The organism is Streptacidiphilus sp. PB12-B1b, assembly GCF_014084125.1.
Classification (GTDB): domain Bacteria; phylum Actinomycetota; class Actinomycetes; order Streptomycetales; family Streptomycetaceae; genus Streptacidiphilus.
Window position 1 is genome coordinate 6,861,967 of the sequence record NZ_CP048405.1, and the last position, 25,849, is coordinate 6,887,815.

Consider the following 25,849-nt stretch of genomic DNA (forward strand, 5'->3'; position numbering starts at 1 on the left):
GGGTCAGACCAGGCGGCGGGCGGTCGCCCAGCGGGTCAGTTCGTGACGGTTGCTCAACTGCAGCTTGCGCAGCACCGCGGAGACGTGACTCTCAACGGTTTTCACCGAGATGAAAAGCTGCTTGGCGATCTCCTTGTAGGCGTATCCGCGCGCGATCAGCCGCAGCACCTCGCGTTCGCGGGTGGTCAACCGGTCGAGGTCCTCGTCCACCGGCGGGGTGTCGGTCGCGGCGAAGGCGTCCAGGACGAAGCCGGCCAGGCGCGGCGAGAAGACCGCGTCGCCGTCGGCCACCCGGAAGATCGCGTCCACCAGGTCCACGCCGGTGATGGTCTTGGTGACGTAGCCGCGCGCACCGCCCCGGATCACCCCGATGACGTCCTCGGCGGCGTCGGAGACCGAGAGCGCCAGGAAGCGCACCGCCCCGGCGCCCTCGGCCGAGCTCGCGGGCGCGGTGCCGCCCGGCATCAGCGGGGCGCAGCGGCGCAGCACCTCGACCCCGCCGCCGCCCGGCAGGTGGACGTCCAGCAGCACGACGTCGGGCCGGGTGGCGGTCACCACCGCGACGGCCTCCTCCACGTCGGCGGCCTCGCCCACGACGTCCACGCCGGTGGCGGAGGTCTGGCCGATCTCGGCGCGCACGCCGGTGCGGAACATCCGGTGGTCGTCCACCAGCACCACCCGCGCCCGACGGCCCGGCCCGGCCGCCGCCTCCGCCGTGCCGTCCTGCGCGCCGCCGCCGGCCGCACCGGTGGCCTCGATCTGCTCTTCCCCGCCCGTCATCCGCTCGCCCTCTCCATCTCAAGTTCCACCTCGGTGCCGCCGGCCGGCGCCGGGCGTACCCGGGCGTGCCCGCCGTGGCGCTGCATCCGGCCGATGATCGACCCGCGCACGCCCATCCGGTCCTCGGGGACCGCGGCCAGGTCGAAGCCGGGGCCCCGGTCGCGGACGAACACCCACACCGTATTCCCCTCGACCTCCGCGTAGACCGAGACCGGTTCGCCGCCACCGTACTTGGCGGCGTTGACCAGCGCCTCCCGGGCGGCCTGGAGCTGCGCGGCCAGCTTCTCGTCCATCGGGCAGTCGCCGACGCAGACGACCTCCACCGGGATGCCGTGGGCGTCCTCGACCTCGGCGGCGACCCGGCGCAGGCTCTCGGCGAGGGTGTCCGGGGTGTCGGCGGGCTCGTCCGCGCCGGTCGGGCGGTAGAGCCACTGCCGCAGGTCGCGCTCCTGCGCGCGGGCCAGCCGGGAGACCTCCTTGGGGTCGTCGGCGTTGCGCAGGATCAGGGTGAGCGTGTGCAGCACCGAGTCGTGGATGTGCGCGGCGACCTCGGCCCGCTCCTGGGCCCGGATCCGCTCCCGGCGCTCGGTGCTGAGGTCCTGCCACATCCGCAGCAGGTAGGGCCCGGCCAGCAGCAGCACCCCGGCCAGGACCGCCAGCACGGCCTGGGCGACCTTGGCGAAGTCGTCGAAGGAGCCGGAGACGATCAGGAAGCCGACCACCCCGGCGACGACCAGCGCCACCCCGGCCGACAACCGCGCCACCGCCGAGCTGCGGCGGCTGTCGCCCAGCGAGAACCAGCGCGCCCAGCGGGCGTCGTCGGCCTGCCGCCAGACCACGGCCACCCCCAGCCCGGCCACCAGGAACGGCCAGATGTAGGGCGAACTCGACTGCCTGGTCAGGGTGTTGAACAGCACCAGCACCCCGGCGACCAGCGCTATCAGGGCCAGCAGCGGCCCCCGGTGCGCCTCGGCGTCGGCCGGGCGGGGCCGGGAGCCGTCGGCCGGGGCCGCCCCGGTGAGCGGCTCGCCCTGCAGCGTCTGCTGCACCGCGCGCAGCCCGCGCCGCCAGCCCTGCGGCTCCTTCACCAGCGAGTACGGCCCGATGGAGCCGTACTGCCAGGTCGTCGGCGGGCTGTCGGCGCGCAGGCCCATGGGGACGGCGAACCAGAACGCCGCGTAGAGCAGCGCCCCCAGGCCGTTGCCGAGCAGCAGCACCACGAAGGCGGCTCTGACCCAGAACACGGGCACGCCGAGGTGCGCGGCGAGCCCGTTGGCCACGCCGCTGATCATCCGCCCCTCGGGGATGCGGTAGAGCTTGCGGACGCGCGCGGGCGTCGGCTCGGGGTTCTCGGACGGGACGTCTGCTGCTGCCACACCTCGATCGTCACATGTCCGGGGTGCGCCGGGCATCAGGGTCGTGCAGGAACCTTCCCGGGCATCCCCCCGGGCTGTGTCAGGGTTGGTCTCAGGGTCGGACCAGGGAGATGACGGATGGGCGGAGCACGGGGCGGGCCGGAGGATGGTGGCATGACCGAAGACGCCGTGCCGCCCGAGGACGGGCAGGCACCTCCGCCCCCGGGCCGTCCCTCCGATCCGCCGGTGCGCACCTCCCGGCCGCCGCTGGAGCGCAGCGCCAGCCACCGCGTGGTGACCGGCGTCTGCGGCGGCGTCGGACGCCACCTGGACATCGACCCGGTGGTGTTCCGGGTGGTCGTGGCGGTGCTGTGCCTGTCCGGCGGGGTGGGCCTGTTCATCTACGGCATGGCGTGGCTGATCATCCCGGTGGAGCGGACCGGGCGGAACGAGCTCCAGCGGCTGCTCTCCGGCAAGGTGGACGGCCAGTCGCTGGGCGCGGTGCTGGTCACCGTGCTGGGCACCGGGATCTTCTTCTCCTACATGGGCAGCAGCGGGCACCTCTTTCCGCTGCTGCTGATCGCGCTGCTGGCCTTCGCCGCGCTGCGCTACGACCCGGACGCCTTCGAGGCCCGCCGACGGCAGTCGCAGCCCGCCGCCGCGCAGGCCGCCGCGGGCCCGGTGGCGCCGGACGCGACGACGCCCCCGGCCCCGGCCTGGTGGCAGCGCCCGGACCCGCTGCTGAAGCGGGAGGCGGCCACCGCGACAGCCACGGCGGCAGCAGCAGCGCCCGGAACGGGGGTGGCGGAGCCGCCGGAGCCGCGTACGCTGCTGGACGCCCAGGCGCAGGCCGAGCGGGAGCTGGAGGAGGAGCTGCGGCTGGGCGCGCTGCCGCCGGAACCGCCCGAGCCGCCCGCTGCCCCCGGGCCGGGCCCGTGGCCGGCGCAGCCGGGGCAACAGCCTGGGCAGCAGCCGTGGGAGCGGACCGCGCCGCGCGCCGAGCGCCCGCCGCGCCGCAGCCGCTCGCACCTGGGCGCGGTCTTCTTCTGCCTGGCGGTGATCACCGGCGGCGTGGTGTGGATCGTCGGCGAGCACAGTCGGCCCGGCGTCGACCTGGAGGCGGTGCTGGCCTCCGCGCTGCTGGTGCTGGGCGTGGGCCTGCTGCTGGGGGCGCGCTGGGGGCGGGCCCGGTCGCTGGTGCTGTGGGGGGTGCTGCTGACGCTGGCGGTCGCCGCCGTCGGCGCCAGCCCGGTCCGGCTCAGCACCACCTACCAGCACGTGGACTGGGCCCCGGCCGGGGCGGCGGCGCTGCTGCCCTCGTACCGGCTGAGCACCGGGGCGGCCGTGCTCGACCTGGGCACGGTGGCCCCCGCCGCCGGGCAGACGGTGGCCAGCGACGTCCGGCTGGGGGCGGGCAGGCTGACGGTGGAGCTGCCGTCCGGGCCCGAGGTGCGGCTGCACGTCTCGGTGGGCGTGGGGGCGATGCGGCTGCCGGACGGGCTGGAGAGCGGCGGGGTCTCGTCCTCGCACACGGAGGTGCTGAACCCCGCCGGGGCCGCGGCGCACGGAACGATCGACCTCGACGTGTCCGTCGGGGCGGGACAGGCGGAGGTCACCCGGTGAAGCGCCATGAGCTGGATCTGTTCTCGCTGGTCACCGGGGCGGCCTTCGTCACCGTGGCGGTGCTGTACCTGCTGGACTCGGCCGGGGTGCTCAGCGTCCAGGCGCGGCTGGTGATCCCGCTGCTGCTGATCGGCCTGGGCGTCGGCGGGCTGGCCGGGGCGCTCTACCGGATGGCCCGCGAAGGGCGCGCGGAGCAGGAGCGCGAGCCGGAGCCCGAGGACTTCTGAGGGCGCTCAGCCCGCTCGCCGCGCCCCCTGGCGCTCCGGCTCCGGCTCCGGCCGCGCCGGGGCGGCCTGCCCCCGTCGACGCGCCGCCCACCAGGCGTCCAGCGACAGGTACGGGGTTCCGGCGAGCACCAGCGGCAGCCAGGCCATCAGGTAGATCAGGTCGTTGCCCAGGTAGTACGGGGTGACCTGCCAGCTGACGGTGAGGAAGAAGCTCAGGTTCAGCAGCGCCCCGCCCACGGCGGCGACCCGCCCCAGCAGCCCGGCCAGGGTGCCCAGGCCCACGGCGAGCTCGCCGAGCGCGACCGCCAGCGCGAAGCCGGCCGGGGCGTGCAGCGCCAGCCCGAGCAGCGGCGCTATCGGGCTGGACGCCTTGACGCCCTGGGTCATCGCGGCGAAGGAGAGCGGATCGCCCAGGCCGCCCAGGTAGTGCGGGTCGGTCAGCTTGTCCAGGCCCGCGTAGACGAAGGTCACCCCGAGGAAGATCCTCAGCGGCAGCAGCGCGTAGGCCCTGCCGAGTGCCCGTAGTCCGTTCCGCTGCTCCGCCATGGCCGGTACTCCCTCTGTCCGCGCGCCGACCGCACGGCTGTGCGGCGTCCCCCTGCTTACGCGGTCGGCGGGCCCCGGGTTCAGCGCCCCGGGTTCAGCCGGACCCGGCCCGGCGCGGGCTAGTCGAAGAGGTCCGTCTCGGTGCGCAGGATCTGCTGCGACAGCGGCTGGTAGTTGATCCACGCCACCAGGTCGTTGCCCAGCTGCTCGCGGGTGTGCAGGGCGTTCTCGTGGCTGATGTGCACCGGCTTGCCGGCCGCCTTGGCGGCGAGCTGGACCTGGCAGGACCGCTCCATGGTGACGAACCACCAGGCGGCCGCGTCGACGCTGTCGCCGACCGTGAGCAGGCCGTGGTTGCGCAGGATGACGGCCTTGTGGCCGCCCAGCGCGGCGGCGATCCGGCGGCCCTCCTCGATGTCCAGGACGACGCCAGTGTAGTCGTCGAACAGCGCGTGGTCCTCGTAGAAGGCGCAGACGTCCTGGGTCAGCGGCTCCAGCAGCTCCCCCAGCGAGGACAGCGTCTTGCCGTGGACGGAGTGGCTGTGGGCGGCGGCGACCACGTCCGGGCGGGCGGCGTGGACCTGGGCGTGGATGGCGAACGCGGCCTGGTTGACGTGGTGCCGCCCGGCGACGACCTGCCCCTCGTGGTTGACCAGGATGAGGTCGCTCACCCTGATGTGCTTGAAGGACATGCCGAAGGGGTTGACCCAGAAGTGGTCGGTCCACTCGGGGTCGCGGGCGGTGATGTGACCGGCCACGCCCTCCTCGAAGCCGAGGCGCCCGAACAGGCGCAGCGCCACGACCAGCCGCTCCTTGCGGTGCTGCCGTTCCTCCTCGACCGTCTCGAACGTCTGCGGCAGCGCGAACTGCAACTGGTCCACGGGCACGGGCTGGGGCGGCGGGTTGGTCATCTCGGCTCTCCTCGGCGGGGTCGTGTCCTCGCCCTGGAAGCTACTCCCCGGTAGGCCCGATGGCCAGAGCCTCCGCCACCCGCTCTGCGCTCCCGGGCCCGGAAACGGCGGTGCCGCCACCCCAGCGGGGTGACGGCACCGGCGGCGCTGCGGAAAGCAGCGCGGGCTGCGGGAGCTGCCCGGTCACTCCCACTCGATGGTGCCCGGGGGCTTGCTGGTGACGTCCAGCACGACGCGGTTGACGTCCGGGACCTCGTTGGTGATCCGGGTGGAGATCTTGGCGAGCACCTCGTACGGCACCCGCGACCAGTCGGCGGTCATGGCGTCCTCGGAGGAGACCGGGCGCAGCACGATCGGGTGGCCGTAGGTGCGGCCGTCGCCCTGGACGCCGACCGAGCGGACGTCCGCGAGCAGGACCACCGGGCACTGCCAGATGCTGCGGTCCAGGCCGGCCGCGGTCAGCTCGGCGCGGGCGATGGCGTCGGCCTCGCGGAGCAGGTCCAGCCGCTCCTTGGTGACCTCGCCGACGATGCGGATGCCCAGGCCCGGGCCGGGGAACGGCTGCCGGTGGACGATCTCGTCGGGCAGGCCCAGCTCCGCGCCGACCGCCCTGACCTCGTCCTTGAACAGCTTGCGCAGCGGCTCGACCAGCTGGAACTGGAGGTCCTCGGGCAGGCCGCCGACGTTGTGGTGGGACTTGATGTTGGCGGTGCCGGTGCCGCCGCCGGACTCCACCACGTCCGGGTACAGGGTGCCCTGGACCAGGAACTCCACGGACGCGCCGTCGGCTCCGGCCTCGGCCACGATCTCGCTCGCGGCCTGCTCGAAGACCCGGATGAACTCCCGGCCGATGATCTTGCGCTTCTGCTCGGGGTCGGACACCCCGGCCAGCGCGGTCAGGAAGCGCTCCTCGGCGTCGACGACCTTCAGCTTGACGCCGGTGGCCGCCACGAAGTCCTTCTCGACCTGCTCCGACTCGCCCTTGCGCATCAGCCCGTGGTCGACGTAGACGCAGGTCAGCTGGGAGCCGATGGCCTTCTGCACCAGGGCGGCGGCGACCGCGGAGTCCACCCCGCCGGACAGCCCGCAGATCGCGCGCGCGTCGCCGACCTGCGCCTTGATCAGCGCGACCTGCTCGTCGACGACGTTGGTGGTGGTCCAGTCGGGGGCGATGCCCGCACCCCGGTACAGGAAGTGCTCCAGCACGGCCTGGCCGTGGGTGGAGTGCAGCACCTCGGGGTGGTACTGGACGCCGTAGAGCTTGCGCTCGTCGTTCTCGAAGGCGGCGACCGGGACGACCTCGGTGGAGGCGGTGACGGTGAAGCCGGGGGGCGCGGCGGAGCAGGCGTCGCCGTGCGACATCCACACCGACTGCTCCTCGGGGGTGCCCGCGAACAGCGTCGATCCGGGCTGCGACACCGCGAGCGCGGTCCGGCCGTACTCGCGCGCGCCGCTGTTGTCGACCGTGCCGCCCAGGGCCTGGGCCATCAGCTGGAAGCCGTAGCACATGCCGAAGACCGGCACCCCGGCCTCGAACAGCGAGCGGTCCAGCGCGGGCGCGCCGTCGGCGTAGACGGAGGAGGGACCACCGGAGAGGATGATCGCCTTCGGCTGCTTGGCCAGCATCTCCGCCACCGGCATGGTGGAGGGGACGATCTCGCTGTACACGCGGGCCTCACGGACCCGGCGGGCGATGAGCTGGGCGTACTGCGCGCCGAAGTCGACGACGAGGACGGCGCCTTCCGAGTGCGCGGTCACAGCCTGGTGGTCGGGGGTCGCTGATGCCACAGGGCGGCCTTCCGGCGGTGCGGTGGGGGTTGACGAAGCTGCCTCCATGGTACCGGCCGCCCGGGTGAACGCCCGCCGGTGGTCGGCGGGCGCCCCGGCGGGCAGCGCCTGGTCAGGCGCGGCCCCGGCAGAGCTGCAGCAGTTGCATGGCCACCTCGGTGCCCTGGGGGCCGAGCGCGGAGCGGTAGCGGGCGAGGATCTCCAGCTCGCGGGAGAGCGCGAGTCGGGTGCCGCCGCTGCCGATCCGGGCGGCCTGGACCTCGGCCGAGACCGCCATCCGCTGCTGGACCAGGTCCAGGATGCGCCGGTCGAGGTCGTCGATCCGGCTCCGGGCGCCGGCGATGACGGCGGCCGGGTCGGTCGGGGCGGCGGCCGGGTCGGTCAGAGCAAGGGTCGGGGCGGGGGCGGCGGGGGTGCTGGTGGTCATGGGGTCTCCCTGGTGGTCGGCGGGCCGACCCGGGGAGACGACACGGCGCCCCGGGCCGAGTGGCCCGGGGCGCCGTGCGATGCCTGTTCGTGGGTTCAGCAGGCGGCATCACCATGGCAACCGGAGCCTCCGGTGCCATAGGTAAAGACGTACGCCGTGGTGAACATGGGCGACAGCATAGCGCTTCACCCGTTCGGCCCGGGCGCTGCGGCGTGACTCCTCGTCAGCAGAATCGTTGTGCCCGATGACCGTGCAGGGTTCATGTCTCCGCCAGGGACGTGCGCCGGCCCCAGCTCGTCGGGGGTTCCGTACGGCAGGCAGGACCACGCGTGGAGTGTGCAGGACAGTCCGCCGATGCGATGAGACGTGCCGTACTGCGGCCCGTCGTGGGACCTCGTGTCGACGCTGTGACCGGACAGCAGGGGACAGCGGCCCGGTTGCGACTGACGTGAGGGGGTGGATCGGAGCCGGGGACGCCGGGTTCCGCTCCACCCCTGATCGTCTCCCCTGCCTGTAATCGTCCGTGGCTGATCGTCCCCGACGGTCCGGGCCCCGGGCGCGTGCCCGGCGCGCGCGGTTTCCGCACTACCGACGGTGCGTCCTTGCGGAGCGTGACAGCCACCCACCTGCACCTACCGCCTCCCGGGCCCGCCCGCCCGCTTCGCGCCGAAAAAACGACTATGCCGATCTCGGCCGAACTGCTTGCGGAGAACGGTGCGTATCCCCCACGATTGCTGGTAGAGGGGGTGGACCAGAGGCACCGCGGAGCAGAGCCGGTCACCGCTTCCGCCCGGACGATCCCCGTGCGAGCGGCTCGCCCACGTCATCACACTGAGTGACAGCGACCGACCGCCGTGCGTGCTGCCACGTCCAGGGGGGCGCACAAGGTCCGCGCGCGCCCCGGGTATGTCCCACCTCCTCCGGCGTCGGGCCGACCCACGACCCGCCCCCGAACCGACCGACGAACGGCGCCCTCCCCCTGGTGCCGTTTCCCGCAGCACCGGCGCAGCCCTGGCGCCGTGTGCGTGCAAGGCAGAGGGCCCCGTCTTCCCCCGCGGGGCCCTCTGGCCATGGCAGCGCGCCCGCGGACATGACACCGCCCGCGGCGACGGTGGTTCGTCGGCGCGGGCGGGTTCTGATCGGGAACTTATCTGTGTTGACCGCTCGATGACGGAGATTCACGCGAATGTGACGCGCGCCTCACACAGATGTGTCCTCAGTCGGCCAGGGATCTGGGCGGGACCGCCGGGACGGGCAGCAGCGGCAGGCTGAGCGCGGCGAAGGCGCCCTCGGGGACGGCCGGGCGGTGCGGGGCCACTGGCGGGACCTCGCGGTAGGGCTCGTCCTGGGCCGGGCGCGGGTCGGGCTCGCCCTTGTTGGGCCACATGGACATGGCCCGCTCGGCCTGGGCGGTGATCGTCAGCGAGGGGTTGACGCCGAGGTTGGCGGAGACGCTGGAGCCGTCCGCGACGGTGATCCCCGGGTAGCCGTAGAGCCGCTGGTAGGGGTCGATGACGCCGGTCGCGGGCGAGTCGCCGATCACGCAGCCGCCGAGGAAGTGCGCGGTGAGGGTGCGGCCGAACAGGTCGCTGGCGGCGCTGCCGGGGAAGCCGTTGATCTCGTCGGCGACCGCCCGGGCCGACTCCTCCGCCGCCGGGATCCAGGTGGGGTTGGGCGCGCCGTGGCCCTGCCGGGAGGTCAGCGTGCCCTTGCCGAGGCCGGACTTCTTCCGCTCCACGACCACCGAGTTGTCCAGCGACTGCATGACCAGGCCGATGATGACGCGCTCGGACCAGCGCCGCTTGTTCATCGACCGCAGCAGCAGGTCCGGGCGGCGCAGCGCGTTGCCGAGCAAGCGCAGCAGCGGGGGCGTCCGGCCCGCGCCGGTGACCTGGACGATGGACATCAGGCCCATGGCGTTGGAGCCCTTGCCGTAGCGGACCGGCTCGATGTGGGTGTGCTCGTCCGGGTGGACGGAGGAGGTGATGGCGACGCCGCGGGTGAAGTCGGCGCGTCGGCCGTAGCGGCGGTCGGTGGTGAGCGAGCCGACCAGGGCCTCGGAGTTGGTGCGGGTCAGCTCGCCGAGCCGGGCGGAGATCCGCGGCAGGTGGCCGGTGTCGCGCAGCCGGTGCAGCAGCTTCTGGGTGCCGTAGGTGCCCGCGGAGACGACGACGCGGCGGGCCCGGATGGTCCGGGAGCCGTTCCTGGCCGGGTTCCTGGAGCGCCCGTCGGTGGCCCGGACGTCCACCGCGAAGCCCTCGCCGTCCTCGCGGACGCAGACCACGGTGGTCATCGGCAGGATCTCGGCGCCGTTCTTCTCGGCCAGGTAGAGGTAGTTCTCGGTGAGGGTGTTCTTGGCGCCGTGGCGGCAGCCGGTCATGCACTCGCCGCACTCGGTGCAGGCCCGGCGGCGCGGGCCCTCGCCGCCGAAGTACGGGTCGTCCGTCTCGGCGCCCGGATCGGCCTTCGGGCCCCGGCCGGGGGCGTCCCGGCCCTCGGCGTCGCCGCCGTCGCCGAAGAAGACGCCGACCGGGGCGAGGTGGAAGGTGTCGCCGTAGCCGAGCTTGTCGGCGGCGTCGCGCAGGTGCACGTCGGAGGGGGTGACGGTGGGGTTGGTGCGCACCCCGAGCATGCGCGCGGCCTGGTCGTAGAAGGGGGCCAGCTCCTGCGACCAGTCGGTGATGTCCTTCCACTGCGGGTCCTGGAAGAACGCCTTCGGCGGCACGTAGAGGGTGTTGGCGTAGTTCAGCGAGCCGCCGCCGACACCGGCGCCGCCGAGCACCATGACGTTCTTGAGCACGTGGAAGCGCTGGATGCCGTACATGCCCAGGGCCGGGGCCCACAGGTAGTTGCGGGTGTCCCAGGAGTTCTTCGGCAGGGTCTGCGGGGTGAACCGCCGCCCGGCCTCCAGCACGGCGACCTTGTAGCCCTTCTCGGTCAGCCGCAGCGCGGAGACCGAGCCGCCGAAGCCGGAGCCGACGACGACCACGTCGTAGTCGTAGCCGGGCTCCGCCCGGGGGCCGTCCTGACCTTCCGTCACCATCGACGTCGCTCCCTCTTCCTCGTTCTGGATCTGGAACCGGACCGTGCGGGTGTGCCGGGCGGGGCGGGCGGCTACTTGAGCCGCAGCGTCCGCATCGCCCCCAGCGCCCTGGTGAGCAGCGCGGCGTAGCCCTGGTCGTCCATGCCGAACGAGGGCGCCATCGGGACCAGCCGCTGGACCGCGATGTTCTGCGGCTCGGTGTACTTGAGGATGCCCTCGGAGCCGTGCCGGCGGCCGACGCCGGAGTCGCCCATGCCGCCCATGGGGGCGGCGACGCTGCCGTACGCGGCGGCGTAGCCCTCGTTGACGTTGACCGTGCCGGAGTGCAGCCGCTGGGCGATCCGGCGGCCGTGGGCGGCGCTGCGGCTCCAGACGCTGGAGTTCAGGCCGTACGGGGTGCTGTTGGCCTGGGCGACGGCCTCGTCCTCGCTGTCGAAGCGGTAGACGGAGACGACCGGGCCGAAGGTCTCCTGGGTGCAGACGGCGCTGGCGGCGTCCACGCCGTCGAGGATGGTCGGCTCGTAGAACAGCGGGCCGACGTCCGGGCGGGCGCGGCCGCCGGCCAGCACCCGGGCGCCGTTGCAGACGGCCTCCTCGACGTGTGCGGTGACGGTGTCGAGCTGGCGCTGCGAGACCAGCGAGCCCATGTCGGCGCCCCAGCCGAGGGTGTTGCCGAGCCGCAGCGCGCTGGTCCGGGCAGCGAACCGCTCCAGGAAGGCGTCGGCGACCTCGCGGGCGACGTAGAGCCGCTCGATGGAGACGCAGAGCTGCCCGGCGGAGGAGAAGCAGGCGCGGACGGCGCCCTCGGCGGCCTTGTCCAGGTCGGCGTCGGCCAGCACCAGCATGGCGTTCTTGCCGCCCAGCTCCATGGAGGCGCCGACCAGCCGGGCGGCGGCGCGCTGGGCGACGTCGCGCCCGGTGCGGGTGGAGCCGGTGAAGGAGACGTAGTCGGCGCGGTCGACCACCTCGGGGCCGACGACCGGCCCGTCGCCGACGACGATCTGCCACAGCTCGGCGGGCAGCCCGGCCTCGATGATCAGCTCACGGGTGCGCAGCGCGGTCAGCGCGGTCTGCGTGTCGGGCTTGGTGACCACGGCGTTCCCGGCCATGAAGGCGGGCACGGCGTCCCCGGCGAACAGCGCCAGCGGGTAGTTCCAGGGGGAGATCTGGCCGATCACGCCCTTGGCGTGGCGGACCTCGGTGACCTGGGTGAGCGTGGGCAGCACGCCGACCCGTCGGCGCGGGCGCAGGTACTTCGCGCCCATGCGCGCGTAGTGCCGGGCCTCGATCGCGGTGACGGAGACCTCTTCGAAGGCGTGGGCGCGGGTCTTGCCGGTCTCGGCCTGGATCAGGTCGAGCAGGTCGGCCTGGTCGGCGAGGATCCGGTCGTGGAAGCGCAGCAGCACCCCCGCCCGCTCGGCGAAGGAGCGCTCGGCCCAGGCGCGCTGGGCGGCGCGGGCCCGGGCGAAGGCGGTGGCGACGTCCTCGGGGGTGGACTCGGGGATCTCGGCGAGGACCTCGCCGGTGAACGGACTGCGGCTGACGCCCTTGGTCGGCTGCTCGCCCGCCACGACCCCGCGCACCAGCCGGGCGACCAGCTGCGGCGTGACGGCGTCGGCGGCGGTACGGGGACCGGGCGCCGCCACGGGGTTGCGCCGGCCGGTCGCGTCGCTCGTGCTGATGTCTGTCATGGCGTGCAGCGTAAGCCGTTTCCAGCGGCTTGGGTACCCGCCGGTAACAACCATCGGGGGCGCTTCTCGGGCCGCCGCGCGCCTGCCCTGCTCAGCCGCGGGGTCAGTGGCCGGAGGAGGTCGCGGCGGCCTTCGGCCGGTACACCCAGACGGAGTAGTCGACGCCCTGGTGCACCCCGGAGACGCCCGCTGCCTTGCGGTAGCCGGGGGTGGCCATCATCGCTGCCACGATCTTGACGTCCAGCCCGGGCGTGGTCACGTGGTCCAGCTCCACCACGCCGAAGTAGTGCGCCTCGATGGCCTTCTGGTAGGCGGCGTCGCCGGAGTAGGTGCGGTGCGTCACCGGGTCGCGGTAGCTGAAGTTCCAGGTGCTGGTCCACTGCTGCCAGGTGGTCTGCGCGCGCAGGTAGTAGCGCGGGACCGGGTCGTTCTCGGCGAGGATCGGCTCACCGGGCCTCAGCTGCCCGCGCAGGGCGGCGACCATCCCGGTGGCGTCGGGCCAGCCCCGCTGGTAGAGCGAGCCGACCTGGCCCAGCCCGCAGTAGAGGGCGAAGCCGACGATCGCGGCGACCGCCGCGCCCTGCCAGAGCGGCGCCCGGCCCTTGGCCGTGGCCAGCAGCCGGGAGAGCAGGTAGCCCGCGAGCACCGCCGCGAACCAGGCGCCGAAGTCCACGTGCTTGTGCAGGGAGGTGGTGACCTGGATGCGCGCCTGGTTGATCGGCGCCAGCATGACCGCCAGCACCAGCACCGCCGCCACCAGCCGTCGGTGCCGCTGCCGCTCGGCCAGCAGCAGCACCAGGGCCAGCAGCGCGCCGACCCAGATCAGCCCGACCCAGTGCCAGGACTCGTCCATGATCCGCAGCCGCGGGGTGGTGCCGACCGCCCGCTTCAGCGTGGTGGACTCGATGCCGGACTGGTACCAGTGCCCGGCCAGCAGCACCGCGCCGCCCAGCAGCAGGACCAGCTCGGCCAGCAGCACCGCGCCCCGCAGCAGTGCCCCGCGCCAGCGGTAGCGCTCCACGGCCGGCAGCACCGCCAGCGCCAGCACCACCGGATCCCACAGCGCCGCGGCGTACTTGGTGGCGTCGGACAGGGCCAGGGCCAGCCCGGACGCCAGCAGCCAGGGCACGCTGCCGGCCGCACGGACGGCCAGCCAGCCGGCGAGGACCAGCAGGAACAGCGCCATCGGGTCGTAGGTGGCGAAGGCCGAGAGGAACTGGGTGGGCCCGGCCACCACGAACAGGGCCGCCGCCAGCAGCCCGGTACGGCGGTCGAAGAGGCGCCCGGCCGCGTCGTAGAGGAGCACGGTGGCGCCCAGCATGAAGGCCAGCCCGAGCAGCCGGGCGGCGAGCAGGCCGCCCACCGAGTCGGCCATCGCGCCCAGCACCGGGTAGATCGTCGGCGCGCCGGAGAAGTAGGTCTGGTAGTTGCCGATCACCGCGCCGTGCAGCAGGTGGGCGATCTCGTCGTGCCCGGCGTAGAGGTAGAGCGCCTCGTCGCTGAAGGCGGTGTTGCTGCGCAGCAGCCGGACCGCCAGGCCGATCTGGAGCGCCAGCACCAGGGCGAGCATGCCGAGCCAGGGCGCGGCCCAGCGGGGGGCGTCGGCCGGCCGGGCCGCCGCCTGCTGCCGTCGGCGGGCTGCCCGGCCGGGGGCGTCGGGGGCTGTGCCGACCGTCTCGGGCGTACTACTCCAGGGCACAGGTCCACCGCTTCTGGCACGGGATGACGAAGGCCGTCGGGACGCTCCAGCCCTCCTTGGCGCCTCCTCGGCGCAAATGATTGTGCGATTATCTCTGGCAATGGTTCCCAACTCAAGCCGCGAAGCCCCGGACTCCGGCGGCGTACGCGATGATCAGCGTCCCGGCTCCCCCGGCCGCCCCGGGAAGCCCGGCGGGAAACCGGAACTGAGCCGCCGGACCGCACTGCGACGGATTTCCGCGGCGCTGGCGGTGGGATTGTCCGCAGGGCTGACCGCAACCGGCTGCAGTAACAGTCTCACAACGAATTCCGGTGGCACCGCCCGCTGGAGCGGGAAATCCGGCGGAATGCCGACGGCGCCCTCCGGCGGCGCGCAGCCGCGCATACCCAGCCGGGATTCGCTGCTGCACCCGCAGGGCGACTACTTCGGGGTGAGCACCTACAGGACGCCGACGCCCGCCGAGACGGCGGCGGTGGCGCAGGCGGCGGGGCGTCATCCGACGATATTGGAGTACTTCCTGAACTGGGATCAGGAGTTCAGCGCCGCGACCGTCCGCGAATGCTATGCCGAGGGCGCGGTCCCGCTGCTGACCTGGGAGCCCTCGGGGACGTCCAATTCCGCGAACCAGCCGGAGTACGCGCTGCGGCACATCACCGGCGGCCGGTTCGACGAGTATGTCAAACGTTTCGCACGGGGTATCCGCGACCAGAAATGGCCGGTAATCCTCCGTTTTGCCCACGAAATGAACGGCGACTGGTATCCCTGGTCGGAACAGAACAGCGGAAACCGCCCGGGCGACTACGCGGCGGCCTGGCGGCACATCCACAAGGTCTTTGCCGATGTGGGCGCCGACAATGTGATCTGGCTGTGGTGCCCCAATGTGGTGCGCGGCACCGGCGGCGTCGAACTGCCCCCGCTCTACCCCGGTGACGACTACGTGGACTGGGCCGGAGTGGACGCCTACGGCTTCGGTGAGAAGACCGCCAGTGAGGTGCTCGACCCCACCATCGCCGTCATCGAGCGGATTACCCAGAAGCCGATCCTGATCGCCGAGACGGCGTCGCAGCCGGGATCGGAACAACCCGGTTGGACGGCCGACCTGTTCAGCTGGCTCGGCTATCACGAGCGGACGATCGGATTCGTCTGGTTCAATCACAGCGTCGCCGAGGGCGGCATGCACGACTACCGCTTCACCGTCGACCCGCAGACCCAGGCCGCCTTCCGGACCGGGCTGTCCTCGCTCCGGCTCGCGCACTGGCCGGTGGCCGACCCGCCGCCGAACGCCGGCTGAGCGGACCGAACGCCCGCCCTAGTGGCGGGACTTGATCAGCAGCAGCACCCGCACGCCGGCGACCCGGTGCGAACCGCCGTCGTGGTACGAGGACTTCAACAGGTCCGCCTCGCGCTTGGGCATCTTGGCGTACGGGTCGGACGGGTCGCCGCTCGCCACCAGCCAGATGCGGGCCGCCCCCGGGCGCAGGCGGCGGGCTGCAGGCAGTCGGTGGCCATGAACTCGCCCAGCGCCTGCGGGGTCTGCTTCAGGAACACGTCCCGGGGCGGCCGCGCGACGTCGCGGAACTCGTACGACATGGACAGCTGCCGGTAGCCGCTGCTGCCCGAGTAGGCGATGCCGTCCCCGGGACGATCATGGCTGATAATCCACTGTGCCGCCGCGTGCCAGTCGGGGTCGCCCGGGAGCGGATCGGCGCGCACCGCCTGGAGGTCCGGGATGCAGACCAGCGTCAGCAGCACCGCCGCGCCGAGGGCCGCCAGCCAGTCGCGGGAGACCGGCGCCGCCCAGGCGACGGCCCGCTCCGGCAGCAGCCGGACGCCCGAGCACAGCCCGTTGGCGGCCAGCAGCACCCAGGCCGGGCAGGTGTACAGCACGTAGCGCATCAGGAAGAGGTTGACCACGCCCTGGACCGCGAACAGGAACAGCGGCGGCAGCAGCGCCCAGCACAGCAGGAAGCCGGTCCAGCGCCTGGAGGCGAGCAGCAGCCCGAGCAGCGCCGCGCCGATCACCGCGTCGGCGGCGGTCTGCGAGTGGAACAGCTGCTGCGGGAAGGAGGCGAGCGCGGGCCAGCCGGTGGGTATCCAGGCGACCTGCCCGGTCTGCCCCGCACCCAGGACCAGCACCGGCAGCAGCGGGAGCAGGCCGAAGGCGACGGCGGTGGTCCACACCCCCATCCGGCCCCGGCCCAGCCGGGCGCCGGTGCCGGAGCGGGAGAGCAGCAGCGCCAGGTGGGCCGCGAGCACGCCCAGGGTGACCAGCTGGACCAGGCCCATCCAGGGGATGGTCAGGGCGTACGCGGCCCAGCGCTCACCGGCCGGGCGGTCCAGGGCGCGCAGCAGCAGCAGGGTCGAGGTGAGCGCCGCCAGCACGGCGAACGCATACGGCCGGGCCTCCTGCGCGTAGCGGGTGCTGATCGGCAGGACCGCGAAGAGCAGCCCCGCGGCGGTGCCCACACCGGCGTCGAACAGCCGGGTTCCCAGGACCGCCAGGACGCCCGCCGCGGCGGCCATGGCCAGCGCCGAGGGCACCCGCATGGCGCCGCCGGAGGTGCCGGTGAGGTCGATCCACAGGTGCATCAGCGCGTAGTAGGGGGCCAGCACGATGTCGACGTGCTGGATCAGCCTGGCCAGGTCGCCCCAGCCGAGGGTGGCCGCCCACCAGGTGGCCCGCTCGTCGTCCCAGGGCTGTCGGTGGCCGATGCCGGACAGGCCGAGGACCAGCATCAGCAGGGTCGGGGCCACGGCCACCGGCACCGCCGGGGCGCGCCGGGCCGCGCGCGGCCGGTGCTGCCCGGGCCGGGCGGCCGGGGGCGCCTGCGCCTGCCGGCTCACCGGCCACCGGCCGGGGCCGAGGAGGCCGGGGCCGAGGAGGCCGCGTGCGAGGAGGCCGGGTGCGCGGAGGACAGCCCGGTGGCCAGCTTCAGGCTTTTCAGCCCCTTGGCGAAGGCGGCCTGGTCGGCGGGGGTGTCGGAGTAGCGCCAGTCGGCGTTGGCCCCGGACTGCTGGTCCTTCTCGGTCCAGATGTAGCCGATCACGTCCGGGTGCTGCTGCAGCCAGGGGAAGAAGCTGCTGATCCACTCGGTCTTGTCGGCGCCGGGCTGGGCGCCGGTCTCGGTGATCAGGACCGGCTTCCTGGTGAAGCCGGCCAGCTCCTTCAGGGTGGGGTCGAAGGTCTGGTCGGCGCTGGTCTCGTTGACGCCGTAGCCGGTCAGACCGATCCAGTCGACGTACTTGTCGCCGGGGTAGAGCTGGGCCAGCGAGGTGTGCGGCACCGGGCGGATGATGTTGGGGCTCCAGACCCAGATCACATTGGTGGCCCCGGCCTGCTGGAAGAGGTCGTGCACGTGCTGCCACGCCTTGACGTAGTCGCCCGGCGCGTTGCCGTTGACCTGCTCGGACCAGGGGTACCAGACGCCGTTCATCTCGTGCGCGAAGCGCAGTGCCACCGGCCACTTGTCCGCCGCCACCGCCTTGGCGAAGGTGGTGATGTAGGCGTCGAACTTGCCGCCGTAGATGTTGGAGAGCTTGTACTGCGGCTGGTCGATGTTGGCCTTGGGGATGCTCCCGGCGAGCGCGCCGTTGTTCTCCACGCCGCCGCTCCAGGGCTCCCAGGAGATGACCGGCAGCGTGCCGTGCCGGTAGGCGTCGGCGACGGCGGCCGGGTCGAACGGCTGGGTCCACTTGACGAAGTACTCGGTCATCGAGGGGGCGGCCCCGGCCGAGGCGGTGACGTCCTGCACCTCGGAGGCGGAGAACGGGGCCTGCTGGGTGGCCGCGCCGAAGTAGACCCCGTCCGGGTCGAGGAACTGCGCGGCGGTCGGCACCGGGGCGGGCTTGCCCAGGGTGTCCAGCCGCGAGAGCAGGCTCTGCGGCTTCTGGGCGGTGCCCAGCCCGCTGTACTTGGGCGAGGCGTTGGAGACCACCGCCGCGTACACCCCGGCCGAGAAGACGGACAGCAGCAGGACGTTGACCAGCATCCAGATCCGGAGCCTGATCCCGGTCCCGCGGTTCCACCAGTGCAGTTTCCGCTTGCGCCGGACCGACCTAGACACTCATCATCACCGACCCTGCCAGCATGAGGGTTCCAAGGATGTAGGGGACGACGACCAGCGGGCTGTGCGCCCGCTCACCCGCGAAGCTGTTCGCGCGCGTGCCCCAACTCGCGTTGTGGGCGCAGCGGAAGAAGCCGACCAGGCGGATCGGCAGCAGCAGCAGGGTATTGATGATCATGAACACCGGCAGGAAGACCATGTCCTGGGGCCGGTAGGCGAAGTGGCGGCCGAAGCGGATCGCAATCGACAGCAGCGACATCAGCGCGGCCAGCCCGATGATCACCGCCATCTCCTTCAACGGCGAGGCCGGAAGCGGGAGTTCGGTGTACAGCCCGGGGCGGCTGCGGTGGAAGAACGCGGAGATCCAGGAGGCGAAGGTGCCCAGCAGCACGAAGGGCACGGCGACGTCGGCGAAGTAGAACAGGGCCAGCATCTTGGCCCGGCGCAGCATCCACGGCATCATCCGCAGGGTGTTGTACTGCGAGCCCCGGGCCCACCGGTACTGCTGCTTGATCAGCTTCTTCACCTGCAGCGGCGCGTCGGTGTAGACCAGCGAGGTGGACTGGTAGACGGTCCGGTAGCCGTACTTGAGCGCGTAGTTGGTGAGCGTGCGGTCGTCGCTGACCTCCAGGAACACGCCCAGGAACTTCTCGGTGAGGAAGTCGTGCATGCAGTCGACCAGGATCTGGCTGCGGAAGGCGATGGTGCGGCCGGGCAGGCAGCCGACGGTTCCCAGGACGCTCATGGCGGGCATGGAGTACTGGCAGCGCACGCTCTCCAGCCAGTCGGCCCAGCGGGTGAGCACCGAGCGGCCCGGGTCCAGGATCCGCTGGCGGGTGGTCACCCCGCCGACCTCGGCGTCGCGGAAGGGCTTGACCAGCTCGGAGAGGGTGTTCGGGGTCCACAGCGTGTCCGAGTCGACCAGCACCGCGATCTCGCCGGTGGAGACCTCCAGGCCCTCGCGCAGCGCGTTCCGCTTGCCGGGGATCTCGGTCCAGCACCACCACACGCCCAGGCTGTCGCAAATACGCTCCAGGCCGGGGTTCTCCGGGCCGTTGATGACGACGATGATCTCCGTCGGCCCCTGCTTGATGATCCGGCTCAGCACATCGCGGAAAAGATCTTCGGGCTCGTCCACCACGGGAATGATCACTGAAGTGGTGGTGTCGTACCGGCGCTTCCACGGTTTGTAGCGCCGCGCCAGGACGATCTTTATCACCCAGAGCACCCAGATCAGGGTCATGAAAAGGGCGAAGGGGTACACCACGCCGTGGCTCCACCACTCACGGAGCTCCAGCAGATACGCCAGCATGACTTCTTCTTCACCAATTCGAGTCCGCGAGCCGGGAACCGCGACACAGTTAAGCCCCGTCCGTGCTGACGAAGCGTCCGCACGAGCACTGCGACCAAGGGGACGCCTGCCGCCTCCGGTGGTGCAGTAGAGCCGCCCCGATGCGGCACACGAAGCGATCGTACGTACGAACTGAAGTCAAAAATACGGACTTTGTACACATAAACCTCAGCCGCTCAGCGAACCGTTATGGTTCGGTGATTGGCCGGTGTGGGCTCGGTGTGATTTCCGGCCACTCAGCTCCTTATGCTGATGAGCGCCCTGCGGCAGGTGCGTCCGCGCCCTGCCCACGCGGCCCGGCGCCTCCCGCCCGGGCGTCGTGCGGGCAGCCGCCCATCCACGTCAGGAGAGGGGACGCACCGAGATGCAGCTCACCGTCATAGGCACCGGTTACCTGGGGGCCACCCACGCCGCCTGCATGGCCGAGCTGGGCCACGAGGTCCTCGGCGTCGATGTCGACCCGGACAAGATCGCGGCGCTCCAGGCCGGGCGCGTGCCCTTCTACGAGCCCGGGCTCGAGGAGTTGCTCGCCAAGCACGTGGCAACCGGCCGGCTCCGCTTCACCACCTCCTACCAGGAGGCCGCGGCCTTCGGCGAGGTGCACTTCTCCTGTGTGGGCACCCCGCAGAAGAAGGGCGAGCCCGGCGCCGACCTGCGCTACGTGGACGCCGTCATCGACTCGCTGGCCCCGCACCTGACCCGGCCCACCGTGCTGGTGGGCAAGTCCACCGTGCCGGTGGGCACCGCCCAGCGGCTGGCCGAACGGCTCGCCGAACTGGCGCCCGCCGGGGCCGGGGCCGAACTGGCCTGGAACCCCGAGTTCCTGCGCGAGGGCTTCGCGGTCGAGGACACCCTGCGTCCCGACCGGCTGGTGTTCGGGCTCGCCGGGAGCGGCTCCCGCGCCGAGGCCGTGCTGCGCCAGGTGTACGCGCCGCTGCTGGAGGCCGAAGTCCCGCTGGTGGTGGCCGACTTCCCCACCGCGGAGCTGGTGAAGACCGCCGCCAACGCCTTCCTGGCCACCAAGATCTCGTTCATCAACGCCATGGCCGAGGTCTGCGAGGCGGCCGGAGCCGATGTCACGCTGCTGTCCACCTCGCTCTCCTACGACACCCGGATCGGCGGACGCTTCCTCAACGCCGGCGTCGGCTTCGGCGGCGGCTGCCTGCCCAAGGACATCCGCGCCTTCATGGCCCGTGCCGGGGAGCTGGGCGTGGACCAGGCGCTGACCTTCCTGCGCGAGGTCGACTCGATCAACATGCGCCGCCGCGACCGGATGGTGGAGCTGGCCCGGGAGCACTGCGAAGGCAGCCTGCTCGGTCGCCGGATCGCCGTCTGGGGCGCGGCGTTCAAGCCCGACTCGGACGACATCCGCGACTCGCCCGCGCTCAACGTCGCGGCCCGGCTGCAGCTGCTCGGCGCGGAGGTCACCGTCTACGACCCCAAGGCCATGGACAACGCCCGCAAGATGTACCCGGGCCTCGGCTACGCCGCGAGCGCGGTGGAGGCGGCCCGGGGCGCCGAGGTGGTGCTGCACCTGACGGAGTGGCCGGAGTTCCGCGCCATCGACCCGGTGGAGCTGCGCCCGGACGTCGCCCGGCCGCAGATCATCGACGGCCGCAACGCCCTCGACCGCGAGCGCTGGCGGGCCGCCGGCTGGACCTACCGGGCCCTGGGAAGGCCCTGATCCCCGCACGGAGACGGTTGGTTCCGGGTCTGGGAGACTGACAGCCCGATTCGTACGAGCGAGCGACTGGAAAGGTGTGTCGGAGGCTGTGACCGATCCCCAGAACCCGCGTCAGCCCCAGGATCCGCGGATCCCCCCGGGCGACGCACAGCCCGCGGACCCGCGCCAGCCCGAGCCCTCGCCGCCGCTGCACCAGCCGGTCTGGCAGGGGTACGGCACGCCGCCGCCCACCGACCCGGCCCGCCCCGCACAGCCGGGGGTTCCGGAGAACCCGGACCACACCCTGGTCATGGGCGCGCGCCCGACGCCGCAGGGCCGGCCGCACCAGCAGCCGGTCCAGCCGCCCGCGCCGCAGCCCCCGGCCCAGCCGTCCGCGCCCGCCGCCCAGCCGGGCTACGGCTACCCCCAGCCCGGCTCCCCGGCCCCGGGGCCGTACCTGCCGCCGTACGTGCAGCCGACGCCCCCGCCGCAGGCCCTGCCCAACCAGCTCCCGGCGCAGCTCGGCACCGGCCCCGCCGAGCCGGACTGGTCGGCGCTGGCCGCCGCCAACGAGTCCCGCGGCAAGCGCAGGCGGGTGCTGCTGACGGTGAGCGGCGTGGTCGTCCTGGCACTGGTCGCGGGCGGGGCGGTGTACGCCTCCGGCGCCCTCGGCGGCTCCAAGGGCAAGCACCAGCAGGCACAGGGACACACCACCGCCACCGCCGCCCCCAGCCCCTCGCAGACGCCCCCGGCCAAGCCCACCGGCTCAGCCGCGCCCACTCCCCCGGCCCAGACCGGCACCCTGACCGGGGCCGGGGTGTTCAGCGCGCAGACGCTGACCGTGGGCAGCACCACCTTCACCCGCAAGCTCACCGACACCGCCTCGCCCTGCTGGAAGGCGACCGGCAGCGGTCTGGGCACCGTGCTGAACACCGACCACTGCACCCAGCTGCTGCGCGCCACCTACATCTCGGGCGGCGTGGCTGTCACCGTCGGCATCGGCGTCTTCAGCTCCCGGACCGACTCCGCCGCAGCGGCGGCCCACAACACCGGCACGCTTGACCCGCTCTACGGCGACAACGCCGGAGTGGACGCCTTCTGCCAGAAGGCGGCCTGCGCGGTCTCGCACTCCGCGTACAGCCACTTCACCTACTACACCGTCGCCGGGCCCACCAGCGGCGCCGCCGGGGCCAAGGACGGCGCCGCGACGACGGCCTCCAACGACCTGGCCGCGTACGCACTGACCCGGATCAAGCAGCTGGTCGGCGGCTGACCTCAGGCGGTCGCGTCAGGCCGCCCGCGTCAGGCCGCGACCAGGTCCTGCAGGGCCTGCCCCACCGAGCGGTGGAAGGTCGGGTAGGCCCAGATGGTCGCGTCCAGCTCCGCCAGCGGCGTCCGGGTCTGCACCGCGAGGGTGAGCAGGCCCAGGATCTCGCCGCCGGACGGCCCGGCGGCGGTCGCGCCGACCAGGTGGCCGTCGGCGGCGACCAGCTTGACGAAGCCGTCGCTGCCCCTGCCGTGGACGAAGCCCCGGCTGCCGGAGGCCAGCTCGGTCCAGCCGGTGCGCACCGCCAGCCCCTCGTCCCGGGCCTGGGCCTCGGTGAGGCCGACCGCGCCGATCTCCGGATCGGTGAAGGTGACCCTGGGCACGGCGTGGTACTCGGCGGTGCGCCCGCCTTGGCCGAGGATGGCCCGGACGGCGATGTCCGCCTGGTACACGGCCAGGTGCGTGAAGGCGCCCCGGCCGGTGGCGTCGCCGACCGCCCACACCCCGGGCACACCGGTCACCCGCATCCGCTCGTCCACCGGCAGCGCCCGCGCACCGGGCGGCAGGCCCAGCACGTCCGCGCCGATCCGGTCCAGGTCGACCAGGCGTCCGACGGCGACCATCAGCCGCTGCGCGCTCAGCCGGTCGCCCCGGCGGCAGGCGACGTGGAAGCGCCCGTCGGCGTGGGTCACCGAGGCCACCTCGGCGCCGGTGCGGACGTCCAGGCCGTCGGTGGCCAGCACCCGGGTGAGCAGCTCGGCGGCCTCCGGCTCCTCCCTCGGCAGCAGCCGCGACCGGGCCTCCAGCACGGTGACCGCGCAGCCCATCCGCTGGAGCGCCTGCCCCAGTTCCAGGCCGACCGCGCCGCCGCCGAGGACCAGCAGCGACTCCGGCAGCTCCGGGGTCTCGACCAGCTCGCGGTTGGTCCAGTACGGGGTGCCCGCCAGGCCGGGCACGGGCGGGGCGACGGGCTGCGAGCCGACCGCCAGCACCACCGCCCGGCGCGGCCGCAGCACCGTCTCGTCGTCGCCGCCGCTGTGCAGCACGGTGACCTCGTGCGGGCCGGTCAGCCGTCCGGTGCCGTGCAGGACGGTGGCGCCGCGGGTGTTCAGCCTGTCCACCGCGGCCTTGTCGTCCCACCCGTCGGTGGCGGCGCGCACCCGCCGGGCGACCGGCCGCCAGTCCGGCTGCACCCGGCAGATGCCGGCGTTGCCGGGGATGCGGTGGGCCTCGCCGACCAGGTTCCCGGCCCGCACCATGATCTTCGAGGGGATGCAGCCCCAGTACGGGCACTCCCCGCCGACCAGGCGTTCGTCGACGCCGACGACCTCCAGGCCCGCGTCCGCGAGGCGCCCGGCGACCTCCTCACCGCCGGGGCCCAGGCCGATCACGACGACATCAGGGGTGGGAACAGCGAGGACGACCATGACCGGCTCCCTGGGGTGGGGGGTTTGGCCTTGTCGTTCCACCGTACTCGGGACCGGGCGGGGCGTCTCGCCGTCGGCGGGGACTTCCGCGCGGGCGGTCGCGCGGGCGGTCAGGGCGTGCTGAAGCCGTTCAGGACGGCCAGGAAGCGCTCGTAGCAGGTGGTCCACTGGTCGGCCGGGTAGTCGACCATGATGTCGTACTCGGTGCCGGTGCCGTCCTTGTACAGCTGCTCGATGGCGTGGTGCTCCTCCTGGCTGCCGTCCGGGAGCAGCTTCACGTACGTCCAGTCCCAGCGCGCGCCCGGGTAGCCGTGGAAGACGTCCTGGCCGGAGTCCTGCACGACGAAGGTCTTGTCCTTGACGCTCTGCTTCATCTGCAGCAGGTGCTGGATCGGGGTGAGGTTCTGCCCGGCGGTCACGCCGAAGCGGATCAGGTGGTCCTCGTCGCTCTCCGGCGAGTAGTCGGTGGTGGTCAGCGTGCTCCCGGCCACCCGCTGGAACGGCGGCGAGGTGATCGGCAGCGGGAAGCTGAAGCCGTCCGGGTCCTTGGTCAGCACGAAGCCGGCCGGGACCACCGGGGCCGAGGGCGAGGCCGAGGCGGAGGGGCTGCCGCCGGGTCTCGGCGTGCCGCCGCCGGAGGCGGAGCGGTGCCTCATGATCGTGTAGTCGTACGCCACCCCGCCGCCGGCCAGCGCCGCCAGCAGCGCGGCCACCACCAGCCACGGCCAGAGCCGGCGGCGACGGCGGCGCGGCTGCGGCCGCTGGTACGACTGCTCGTTCTGCTGGGACTGCTGGTACGGGTGCTGGTGCGGCTGCTGGTGCTGCGGCCCGGCCGGCTGCTCCAGCGTCGGCTGCTGGGACACCGCGCGCACCGGCTCGGTCCGGTACTCGGACTCGACCAGCGCCGGGCGGGTCGGCTCGGTGCGCACGGCCGGGGCCGGGGTGTGCTCGTTGCGGTCCACCAGCGGGACGGTGCTGGTGGGGGTGCGCAGCGGGCTCGGCGGCTGGCCGATGGTGGTGGTGTCCCCGGCGGCGACCCGCTGCAGCATCCGGATCGCCTCCGGCGCCGAGGGGCGCTCGTCCGGGTCCTTGCTGAGCAGCGCCTGCAGCACCGGGGTGAGCGCGCCCGCGTTGCGCGGCTCCGGCAGCGGATCGGTGACCACGGCGGTGAGCGTGGTCAGCGGCGAGTCGCGGCGGAACGGCGACTCGCCCTCGACCGCCGCGAACAGGGTCGCGCCCAGGCCCCAGAGGTCCGAGGAGGGGCCGGGGCGCGAGCCGTGGACGCGCTCGGGGGCGAGGTAGTCCGGCGAGCCGATCAGGTCGCCGGTGCGGGTGAGGGCGGAGTCGCCCTCGTAGGTGGCTATGCCGAAGTCGGTCAGCACGACCCGGCCGGTGCCCTGCTCCAGCAGCACGTTGGCGGGCTTCACATCGCGGTGGATCACCCCGACCAGGTGGCCCCGGTGCAGCGCGGCCAGCACCTGCGCGCCGATCCCGGCGGCCTCACGCGGGTTCAGCGTGCCTTCCTGCTCGACCAGTTCGGCCAGCGAGCGGCCGCTGATCAGCTCCATCACGATCCACGGCTTGCCGTCCTGCTCCAGCACGTCGTGGATGGTGATCACACCGGGGTGCCGGATGCGTGCGGCGGCGCGGGCCTCCTGCTTCATCCGGGACTGGACGATCTGCAGGTCCTCCTCGGCGAGGTGACCCACGGACAGCTCCTTGACCGCGACCTCGCGGTCCAGCATCTCGTCCACGGCGTGCCAGACCGTGCCCATGCCGCCGCGCCCCAGCCGCGTGCCCAGCCGGTAGCGCCCGGCCAGCATTCTCGCGGGCGGCTCCACGGTGGCCGCGCCCCCCGACGCGGTGCCGTGCGGTGGCGTCCCTCCGCGCACCGACTCGCCGGCCGAACCTTCTTCCGTGCCCACCCCTGCTCCCCCTTGCCTGATCCCCGCCGCGTGTCGAGCCAGCGGCAGGGCGCCAGACGCCG

Annotated in this window: 19 protein-coding genes; 5 read left to right on the forward strand and 14 right to left on the reverse strand. The window is 73.0% G+C overall.

Annotated elements, in window-relative coordinates:
* Positions 1-3 precede the first annotated feature (3 nt).
* Together GXW83_RS29775 and GXW83_RS29780 are read right to left on the reverse strand one after the other, a co-directional pair.
* Complete coding sequence (locus GXW83_RS29775; RefSeq protein WP_225447327.1) at positions 4-780, reverse strand: response regulator transcription factor; 777 nt, start codon at positions 778-780, stop codon at positions 4-6.
* Entirely contained in the window at positions 777-2,156 is a 1,380-nt protein-coding gene (locus GXW83_RS29780; protein WP_225447328.1) for an ATP-binding protein, read from the reverse strand. The genes GXW83_RS29775 and GXW83_RS29780 overlap by 4 nt, the downstream gene beginning before the upstream one ends.
* Positions 2,157-2,309: 153 nt before the next feature.
* Here GXW83_RS29780 and GXW83_RS29785 point away from each other — a divergent pair, with 153 nt between their 5' ends.
* Together GXW83_RS29785 and GXW83_RS29790 are read left to right on the forward strand one after the other, a co-directional pair.
* Positions 2,310-3,758, forward strand: a complete 1,449-nt coding sequence (locus GXW83_RS29785; protein WP_182446131.1) for a PspC domain-containing protein — start codon at positions 2,310-2,312, stop codon at positions 3,756-3,758.
* Positions 3,755-3,985, forward strand: a complete 231-nt coding sequence (locus GXW83_RS29790; protein WP_182446132.1) for a hypothetical protein — start codon at positions 3,755-3,757, stop codon at positions 3,983-3,985. Before GXW83_RS29785 ends, GXW83_RS29790 begins: the two co-directional genes overlap by 4 nt.
* A 6-nt stretch (positions 3,986-3,991) precedes the next feature.
* Here GXW83_RS29790 and GXW83_RS29795 read toward each other — a convergent pair whose 3' ends face one another.
* From GXW83_RS29795 to GXW83_RS29825, 7 genes are all read right to left on the reverse strand, one after another.
* The gene (locus GXW83_RS29795) at positions 3,992-4,531 is read right to left on the reverse strand and encodes a DoxX family protein (protein WP_182446133.1); all 540 of its coding nucleotides are present in this window, start codon (positions 4,529-4,531) and stop codon (positions 3,992-3,994) included.
* A 119-nt stretch (positions 4,532-4,650) separates the two neighbouring features.
* Positions 4,651-5,442: a class II aldolase/adducin family protein gene (locus GXW83_RS29800; protein ID WP_182446134.1), complete on the reverse strand. Its 792-nt coding sequence runs from the start codon at positions 5,440-5,442 to the stop codon at positions 4,651-4,653.
* A gap of 183 nt (positions 5,443-5,625) precedes the next feature.
* On the reverse strand, positions 5,626-7,230 hold the full coding sequence (gene guaA / locus GXW83_RS29805; protein ID WP_182446135.1) for a glutamine-hydrolyzing GMP synthase: 1,605 nt from the start codon (positions 7,228-7,230) through the stop codon (positions 5,626-5,628).
* A gap of 112 nt (positions 7,231-7,342) precedes the next feature.
* A complete protein-coding gene (locus GXW83_RS29810; protein ID WP_182446136.1) occupies positions 7,343-7,657 on the reverse strand; it encodes a chorismate mutase in 315 nt (104 codons plus the stop codon).
* A gap of 1,216 nt (positions 7,658-8,873) precedes the next feature.
* The gene (locus GXW83_RS29815) at positions 8,874-10,700 is read right to left on the reverse strand and encodes a GMC family oxidoreductase (RefSeq protein ID WP_182446137.1); all 1,827 of its coding nucleotides are present in this window, start codon (positions 10,698-10,700) and stop codon (positions 8,874-8,876) included.
* A gap of 71 nt (positions 10,701-10,771) precedes the next feature.
* Positions 10,772-12,391: a succinic semialdehyde dehydrogenase gene (locus tag GXW83_RS29820; protein ID WP_182446138.1), complete on the reverse strand. Its 1,620-nt coding sequence runs from the start codon at positions 12,389-12,391 to the stop codon at positions 10,772-10,774.
* 103 nt (positions 12,392-12,494) lie between these two features.
* A complete protein-coding gene (locus tag GXW83_RS29825) occupies positions 12,495-14,090 on the reverse strand; it encodes a glycosyltransferase family 39 protein (protein ID WP_182446139.1) in 1,596 nt (531 codons plus the stop codon).
* A gap of 100 nt (positions 14,091-14,190) precedes the next feature.
* Between GXW83_RS29825 and GXW83_RS29830 the strand changes: the two genes are divergently transcribed.
* Positions 14,191-15,381 (forward strand): glycoside hydrolase family 26 protein, encoded by a 1,191-nt coding sequence (locus GXW83_RS29830; protein WP_182446140.1) that lies wholly within the window; start codon positions 14,191-14,193, stop codon positions 15,379-15,381.
* A gap of 95 nt (positions 15,382-15,476) precedes the next feature.
* Here GXW83_RS29830 and GXW83_RS29835 read toward each other — a convergent pair whose 3' ends face one another.
* From GXW83_RS29835 to GXW83_RS29845, 3 genes are all read right to left on the reverse strand, one after another.
* Positions 15,477-16,934, reverse strand: coding sequence for a glycosyltransferase family 39 protein (locus GXW83_RS29835; protein WP_182446141.1), 1,458 nt, complete (start codon positions 16,932-16,934; stop codon positions 15,477-15,479).
* Positions 16,931-18,079 (reverse strand): glycoside hydrolase family 26 protein, encoded by a 1,149-nt coding sequence (locus GXW83_RS29840; protein ID WP_182446142.1) that lies wholly within the window; start codon positions 18,077-18,079, stop codon positions 16,931-16,933. Before GXW83_RS29840 ends, GXW83_RS29835 begins: the two co-directional genes overlap by 4 nt.
* A 67-nt stretch (positions 18,080-18,146) precedes the next feature.
* Positions 18,147-19,466, reverse strand: a complete 1,320-nt coding sequence (locus GXW83_RS29845; protein ID WP_182446143.1) for a glycosyltransferase family 2 protein — start codon at positions 19,464-19,466, stop codon at positions 18,147-18,149.
* Positions 19,467-19,869: 403 nt separating this feature from the next.
* On the opposite strand from GXW83_RS29845, the gene GXW83_RS29850 reads away from it, so the two are divergent.
* Together GXW83_RS29850 and GXW83_RS29855 are read left to right on the forward strand one after the other, a co-directional pair.
* Positions 19,870-21,189, forward strand: coding sequence for a UDP-glucose/GDP-mannose dehydrogenase family protein (locus tag GXW83_RS29850; protein WP_182446144.1), 1,320 nt, complete (start codon positions 19,870-19,872; stop codon positions 21,187-21,189).
* An 88-nt stretch (positions 21,190-21,277) separates the two neighbouring features.
* Positions 21,278-22,441: a hypothetical protein gene (locus tag GXW83_RS29855; RefSeq protein WP_182446145.1), complete on the forward strand. Its 1,164-nt coding sequence runs from the start codon at positions 21,278-21,280 to the stop codon at positions 22,439-22,441.
* A gap of 29 nt (positions 22,442-22,470) precedes the next feature.
* On the opposite strand, the gene GXW83_RS29860 is transcribed toward GXW83_RS29855, so the two are convergent.
* The gene (locus tag GXW83_RS29860) at positions 22,471-23,862 is read right to left on the reverse strand and encodes an NAD(P)/FAD-dependent oxidoreductase (protein ID WP_182446146.1); all 1,392 of its coding nucleotides are present in this window, start codon (positions 23,860-23,862) and stop codon (positions 22,471-22,473) included.
* A gap of 110 nt (positions 23,863-23,972) precedes the next feature.
* Positions 23,973-25,787 carry a serine/threonine-protein kinase gene (locus GXW83_RS29865; protein ID WP_225447329.1) on the reverse strand — a complete coding sequence of 605 codons (1,815 nt, stop codon included), beginning with the start codon at positions 25,785-25,787 and terminating at the stop codon, positions 23,973-23,975.
* Between the last annotated feature and the right edge of the window lie 62 nt (positions 25,788-25,849).